At 61.3% G+C, this 6,712-nt stretch carries 9 protein-coding genes; 5 read left to right on the top strand and 4 right to left on the bottom strand.

The genetic code is table 11. From position 1 onward, the window contains the following. Together VGP39_RS20275 and VGP39_RS20270 are read left to right on the top strand one after the other, a co-directional pair. On the top strand, positions 1-184 hold a 184-nt coding region (locus VGP39_RS20275), incomplete at its 5' end, for a tripartite tricarboxylate transporter TctB family protein (RefSeq protein WP_327569877.1). Positions 185-188: 4 nt separating this feature from the next. Next, a complete protein-coding gene (locus tag VGP39_RS20270; RefSeq protein WP_327569876.1) occupies positions 189-1,697 on the top strand; it encodes a tripartite tricarboxylate transporter permease in 1,509 nt (502 codons plus the stop codon). 101 nt (positions 1,698-1,798) lie between these two features. On the opposite strand, the gene VGP39_RS20265 is transcribed toward VGP39_RS20270, so the two are convergent. Beyond that, entirely contained in the window at positions 1,799-2,746 is a 948-nt protein-coding gene (locus VGP39_RS20265; protein ID WP_327569875.1) for a nucleotidyl transferase AbiEii/AbiGii toxin family protein, read from the bottom strand. Continuing rightward, entirely contained in the window at positions 2,736-3,401 is a 666-nt protein-coding gene (locus VGP39_RS20260) for a hypothetical protein (RefSeq protein ID WP_327569874.1), read from the bottom strand. Before VGP39_RS20260 ends, VGP39_RS20265 begins: the two co-directional genes overlap by 11 nt. A gap of 397 nt (positions 3,402-3,798) precedes the next feature. Between VGP39_RS20260 and VGP39_RS20255 the strand changes: the two genes are divergently transcribed. Then, positions 3,799-4,305, top strand: a complete 507-nt coding sequence (locus VGP39_RS20255) for a hypothetical protein (RefSeq protein WP_327569873.1) — start codon at positions 3,799-3,801, stop codon at positions 4,303-4,305. Between the two features lie 14 nt (positions 4,306-4,319). After that, the gene (locus VGP39_RS20250) at positions 4,320-4,598 is read left to right on the top strand and encodes a hypothetical protein (RefSeq protein WP_327569872.1); all 279 of its coding nucleotides are present in this window, start codon (positions 4,320-4,322) and stop codon (positions 4,596-4,598) included. A gap of 32 nt (positions 4,599-4,630) precedes the next feature. Here VGP39_RS20250 and VGP39_RS20245 read toward each other — a convergent pair whose 3' ends face one another. Next, positions 4,631-4,948 carry an addiction module antidote protein gene (locus VGP39_RS20245; RefSeq protein ID WP_327569871.1) on the bottom strand — a complete coding sequence of 106 codons (318 nt, stop codon included), beginning with the start codon at positions 4,946-4,948 and terminating at the stop codon, positions 4,631-4,633. Continuing rightward, positions 4,851-5,246, bottom strand: coding sequence for a type II toxin-antitoxin system RelE/ParE family toxin (locus VGP39_RS20240; RefSeq protein WP_327569870.1), 396 nt, complete (start codon positions 5,244-5,246; stop codon positions 4,851-4,853). The genes VGP39_RS20245 and VGP39_RS20240 overlap by 98 nt, the downstream gene beginning before the upstream one ends. Positions 5,247-5,407: 161 nt before the next feature. Between VGP39_RS20240 and VGP39_RS20235 the strand changes: the two genes are divergently transcribed. Further along, on the top strand, positions 5,408-6,712 hold a 1,305-nt coding region (locus tag VGP39_RS20235), incomplete at its 3' end, for an N-acyl-D-amino-acid deacylase family protein (RefSeq protein ID WP_327569869.1).

The following is a 6,712-nucleotide window of genomic DNA, read 5'->3' as shown; positions in this document are numbered from 1 at the left end:
GGCGGACCGGCTCGGCTTCATCATCACGGCCGCGCTGATCGTGTTCGCGACGTCGACCGCGCTCGGCGCCCGCTGGAAGCTCTCGCTTCCACTCGCCGTGCTGGCGCCGATCGGCATTCATCTGATTTTCAGCAAGATGCTCCGCGTGCCGCTGCCGGCCGGGCTGCTGCCGATGCCGTGGTGATGCGATGCTGAAAACACTGATCGAGGCGCTGGCGCTGATATCGACCTGGGAAGTCATCATCGTGACGCTGCTGGCATCGATCTACGGCCTGGTGGTCGGATCGTTGCCGGGCCTGTCCGCCACCATGGCGACCGCGCTGCTGGTGCCGGTGACATTCTATCTGTCGCCGATCGCCGCGATTGCGGCAATAGTGGCGGCTTCCTCGATGGCGATTTTCTCCGGCGATATTCCGGGCGCGCTGCTCCGCATACCCGGAACGCCGGCCTCGGCGGCGTATGCCGACGAAGCCTATGCGATGACGCGCAAGGGGCAGGCCGAACTTGCGCTTGGGGCCGGCGTGTGGTTCTCCGCCGTCGGCGGCATCGCCGGCACGCTGTCGCTGATGATCCTGGCGCCGCCGCTCGCCGAAATCGCGCTGTCGTTTTCCACCTTCGAATATTTCTGGCTCGCCTTCCTCGGCCTGATGTGCGCGACGCTGGTTGCGCGCTCATCGCCCGTAAAAGCCATCGCCGCGATGCTGCTCGGCCTCCTGGTTTCGTGCATCGGGATCGAGAACCCGGGCGGCGTGCCGCGCTTCACCTTCGGCCTCACCGACCTGTTCGGCGGCATCGAGCCGATCCCGGCGCTGGTCGGCGTGTTCGCGGTGGCGCAGGTGATGCGCGCGATGATGACGCCGGAGCCGCCACCGCTGCCCAAGCGCAAATTCGGAAGCATCATGGCCGGCCAGTGGAGGCTGACCAAGCTGTATCATTGGCAGATGACGCGCGGAAATATCGTCGGCATCATCATCGGCGTGCTGCCGGGCGCGGGCGCCGACATGGCAGCCTGGGTCTCTTACGCGATGTCGAAGAAATTTTCCAAGACGCCGGAAAAATTCGGCACCGGTCACGTCGAGGGGCTGGTCGAAGCCGGCGCCAGCAACAACGCCAGCGTTGCGTCCGGCTGGGTGCCTTCGCTGCTGTTCGGCATTCCCGGCGACACCATCGCGGCCATCGCGATCGGCGTACTCTACATGAAAGGGCTCAACCCCGGCCCGACGCTGTTCACCGAAAAAGCGTCGAGCATGTATGCCATCTACCTGCTCTTCATCATCGCCAACATCATCATGATCCCGCTAGGGATCATCATGATCCGCATGGCGGTGCATATCCTGCGCGCGCCGCGCGCCTCGGTAATGCCGGTGATCATGCTGTGCTGCGCGGTCGGCTCGTTCGCGATCGGCAACAACCTGTTCGGCGTGATTACCGTCGCGAGCTTCGGCCTGATCGGCTACGTCATGGAGGAGAACGGCTATCCGGTGGCCGCCATGGTGCTCGGCATCGTGATGGGCACCATGGTCGAGCAGGCCTTCGTCACCTCGCTGATCAAGTCGGATGGCAGCATTCTGCCGTTCTTCGAACGGCCGATCTCGGCAGGACTTGCGGCCTGCACGATCGCCGCCCTCGCCTGGCCGCTGTTCGTGTGGATCAAGCGCAAGTTCACGCCGGCGCAGCAGGCGGCCGCGGCGGAGTAGAGGTGTTACACAGGTCGGTGAGGGCCATCCGAGCAATAACCTCAAATGAAACCGCGTTTCCATTGCAAAAGCGGTAGCGGGCTTCACCTGATATGCCCTAGTTACAGCCGATCAATCCACCCACTGATCCGTTCAAGGGTTTGATCAAAGGTCGGCTTCCTGCCGTAATAGAGAGCGCTCGTTTTCGCGTATGTCGCAGCGTATGTTTTTCGCGTTTCGGCATCACTCAGAATGAAGGCTTGGTTTTTTGCGATGTTCTTGTTGTCGAGACTGCGGAATCGCCGGTTCTTATGCTCAACGTACTCATCTGTCCCGATAAAAGCTTGAACCTCTGGACGTTCAAGAAGACTGTAGATGTCGTAGTAGTGGCGCAAGAAATTCGGTGGAAATTGTTTTTCTTTTTGCTGTTGCCTGTATTTAGTCGAGATCGTTTGAAGTTTCTCGACGAAGGTGTAGCCCGGATCGTAACACGCCACGCCCTTGGCTCGATTGTCGACTAACTCAACTCGATCGGCGGCATGATCATATATCCAGGAGCTGATGTCCCTCGGGGTGTTTGGTGTAACCGCATCGAAACCGGCTTCAAGCAAAATGCCCTCTTTGAGATCGTCAATTCGGCTGGTAAAGCTTCGGTAGCGCAAACGAATCCCACCGCTGAACAGCTTCTCGCTGTCGAACGCGGTATCGCGTTTCACGCTGTCGATGCCGTCAATTCGAAGCTTGGTTTCGGCCAGCCAGTCGTAGAAATCCTTGCGGCTCTTCATATGCGCAGGCTTGTCCTGATTCCTGCCCGTCTTTACGTTCCGATCGGCAGGGGGATCGATATGAATATCAATATCCTCCGAAAACCGTTCGATAATCTTGAAGCCTTTTGAGAGCGAGGTGCCGCCTTTTAGTTCAAAGGTCAGCCCCAACTTTTGCAAACCGTACAGAGAATGCATGATCCAGTAGTCTTTCTCGACCAGCGCGGGATCGATACTCTTTAGTCCGGCGACAATACGAATTAGCTCAGGAAATTGCTTGTGGTTGTGAAGGTAGTCAGCCGGCATGGGACGCCACCGCCGGCTTCAACGCGCTAGAAAAAAACTTCTTGGTTTTGACGTTTCCGTAGTTATGCGAAGCGCGTTCCAGTCGTCGCACATCGCATGACGCGGCTTTTTCTGCGACACGCGCAAGTACTTCCTGCCTATTCTCGGCAAGTTGATCCAGATTGTTTACGAGATCGACCAGCAAGAATTCTTTCGTGAGCGACTTCGGAAACGACGGCCTTACGCGAAATGCAAACTTGCGCCCACCCAGCAAAAAATCGCCGTGGCGTTTGTGATTATACACCACAGTCTTGTCATAGAGTTGCGTCGTGCCAACGCCGAGGCTGTTGTACGCATTAGGCGAAGCGAGAAGAAACCGGTCGTCTTTCAGAAAAGCTTCGACCAGTCTCTCATCTTCTGCGGGTGCTTTCCCAAACACGGTCGCCTGCGGATAGGCGTACAGACCACCGGCAAGCTTTGTGAGCGTTCCCTCCTCAACTAACTGTTTTAGATGACGATCGACCGCATTCGACCAGCGGGCCAAATGCCCGCGCCGATAAACTTGCCCCGGTCGTAGGCGCTTTTTGAGCTCTTGGAGCTTTGTCATGATGTAATATTGGTACAAAGTCCGAGTTTGTGCAAGATTTTTCATTGAAAAATCATGCAACAATCGCACCAACCTTTCCGAAGCCTGGCGCTGTTCTACGCCATCAGCGCTTGCGGCTCGACCCGCGCGAACTCGATGCCTCTATCCCGAGATCGATGAGGCGGCGAAGCGCTTCGGAGCGTGAGGGTTTTTCGGGCTGCCGCGCGGCCCAAGCGTCGATTTCCGCGACCTTCTCGTCGGACAATCGGAACGTCCTTATGGGATCGCGTCCTGTAGCCGGACGGCCCATTTTCTTCTTTGGTATTACCTTTTGTGTTGACATTGCGCACTTACGGTGTTACCAATAGTCTCGCGATCGGAATTCATTTCCGCTCGCGTCCATCGCGTTGTTCATATCACCCAAACAGCGAGCCGACCACGTGCGCAAACACGTGACCGGCTCTAACCCCGAACATGGAGATTAGCCATGTCCAAGGCTGCCTCACCGTCTAGCAAACTCACGCGCCGCAACGCAATTGCCGCCGCGCTTGCCGGCGTCGCCGCTCCGGCGCTCGCTGGCCCTGCTCTCCTCACACCCGACCCCGTCTTTGCCGCCATCGCGGCGCACAAGGCGGCCTGTGCACGGCTCGATCAAGCCTGCTTGCACGTCTCCCGTCTGGAAGAAAACATCCCGGAAGAGCGGCGCCAGGAATGGTTCGATGGGGATCGAGAACAAGGTATCGGAACGAATGACGATCCGCGCTGGACTGCGGCGCTCACGGCGCAGCGGGCTGCATTCAGCACCGAAACGCGAATGGCGTGGGCGCTGGCGCACGCGCAACCGGCCGGGCTCGCTGGCGCGGCGGCCTTGCTGCGCCATGCCGGCGCGTTCGAGGCGCGCGCTGCGGGTGGCCCTGCGATCCGGAAGAGGAGCACGGCGACAAGTGGATCGTCATATTCCACCACAGCCTCGCAGCGGCATTGGAGGCTATGATGTCATAGGGCACCATGGTCGAGCAGGCCTTCGTCACCTCGCTGATCAAGTCGGAACGGCAGATGACGCACGACCATCCACCGTCATGGCCGGGCTCGTCCCGGCCATCCACGTCTTTCCTGCGGCAATTACCGAAGAAAGACGTGGATGCCCGGGACAAGCCCGGGCATGACGATTTAAATAGCATCCTGCCGTTCTTCGAACGGCCGGTCTCGGCGGTGCTCACCGCCAGCACGATCGCGGCTTTCGCCTGGCCGGCGTTCGTGTGGGTGAAGCGGAGGATGGGGGTGTGAAGCCAGTGGAGGTGGCGGCGAAGTAGCGCCTCCTACGCGGCGCGGCGCTTCCTCGGCGCCCGCTTCTTCTGTGCAGGGCGGGCGGAGAGCGTCAACCCGAGCGCGCGGATGACGCGCAAGATGGTATCGAATTCGGGATTACCGGCATCGCCGAGCGCCTTGTACAGGCTCTCTCGATTCAGTTTGGCCGTTTTAGCGATACCCGCTATCCCTTGCGCCCGCGCGACGAGCCTGAGCGCGTCACGCACAAATTCAAGTTCGCCGGTTTCCAGCGCCGCCGTGATGTAGGCCGCCTGCCGCACTGGCGTGCCGAGGTACTCGGCGGCATCGAACCGTGTCGTTTCGATCATTTATCGCCCCTCTGCTATTTCGCGAGCGAGCACGTGCGCTCGTTTGATGTCTGTTGCTTGCGTGGTCGCCGGCGCACAGCAGGATCGCGATCGCCGACCCGCGCCGGACAAAGTAGACGCGATAGCCCGGACCGTAATCGATCCTCATTTCCATCACGCCCATGCCGACGCTTCCGACGTCACCTGGGTTTCCCTGTTCCATTCGACGAATGCGGCCGACGATCCGTGTCGCCGCGTTGTCATCTTTCAAACGACGCAACCAGCCGAAGAACTCACGCGTCTGGCGCACTTCGATCATGACACAATGTAGCCTATGGACTACAACACCACAAGTAGCCGAATGACTACGAGCGGTGGGCGCGCGCCGCGACCCTGCATAGCCCCCCAGCGTCGATCGCCATTGCCCCTCCCCCTCCTCCGGCGCATGATCGCCTTCTTTCCCACCGGAAGGAGCCCCCCATGCACGACATCGTCATCCGCGGCGGCAGCATCATCGATGGGAGCGGCGCGCCCGCGTTCACCGGCGACGTGGCGATTGCGCAAGGACGCATCGCGGCGGTCGGCGGCAAGCAGGGCCCGGCGCGGCGCGAGATCGATGCCGACGGGCTCCTTGTCACGCCCGGCTGGGTCGACGTGCACACGCATTACGACGGGCAGGCGATGTGGGACCCGCTGCTCGCGCCCTCGTGCTGGCATGGCGTCACCACGGTGATGTTCGGCAATTGCGGCGTCGGCTTCGCGCCGGTGAAGAAGGAGCATCGCGGCGCGCTGATGGACCTGATGGAAGGCGTCGAGGAGATCCCCAATCCGGTGCTGGCCGCCGGCCTCAACTGGGAATGGGAAACGTTCCCGCAATACATGGATGAGCTCGACCGCCGGCCGCGCGCGATCGATGTCGCGGCGCAGATTGCGCATTTGCCGCTGCGCGTCCACGTCATGGGCGACCGCGCGGTGCGGCGCGAGGCGGCGACGCCGGATGACATAGCGTCCATGCGCGACCTCACCGTCGAGGCGCTGCGCTCGGGCGCGTTCGGCTTCACCACGTCGCGCACCGACTCCCACAAGACGCCGGATGGCGACCTGGTGCCGTCGCGCGATGCCGACGATCATGAGTTGCTCGGCATCGGTCAGGCGCTGGGCATCACCGGCACCGGCGCGTTCGGCATGAATTCCGACTTCGACGATGAGGACTACGAACTGCGCTGGATGCGCAAGCAGGCCAAGGCCACGGGCCGGCCGGTCTGGTTCCTGCTCACCGACCGCTACACGGACCCGGGACGCTGGCGCCGCCTGATGACGGCCGTGCGTGCAGCGCGCGCCGAGGGCCTGCCGCTGACCGCGCAAGTGGCAGGGCGGCCCATCGGAGTCATGATGGGCATCGGCACCGCGCTCAATCCGTTCACGGTGCGGCCGAGCTACAAGGCGATCGAACATCTGCCGATCGAGGAGCAGCGGCGGCGTCTGCGCGATCCGCAGACGCGGCGGACAATTTTGGCCGACGCGCCGTCGGATGCCGAAATCGCCAAGCTCGCGCAGTTCCGCCAGCTCATCACCACGCGCTTCGACCGGTTCTTCACCATGGGCAACCCGCCGGACTATGAGCCCGGCCCGGAGAAGAGCGTAGGCGCAATCGCCGCGCGCGAAAACCGCACGCCGGACGAGGTGGCGTACGACTACATGCTCGAGGACGGCCAGTATCTCTACTTCCCGGTGGTGAACTATGTGACCGGCGACCACGAGCCGATCCGCGAGATGCTCAACGAC

The organism is Bradyrhizobium sp. (genome assembly GCF_036009065.1).
GTDB lineage: Bacteria > Pseudomonadota > Alphaproteobacteria > Rhizobiales > Xanthobacteraceae > Bradyrhizobium.
Note: the sequence above shows the minus strand (reverse complement) of the source record. Positions and strands in the feature narration are given on the sequence as shown.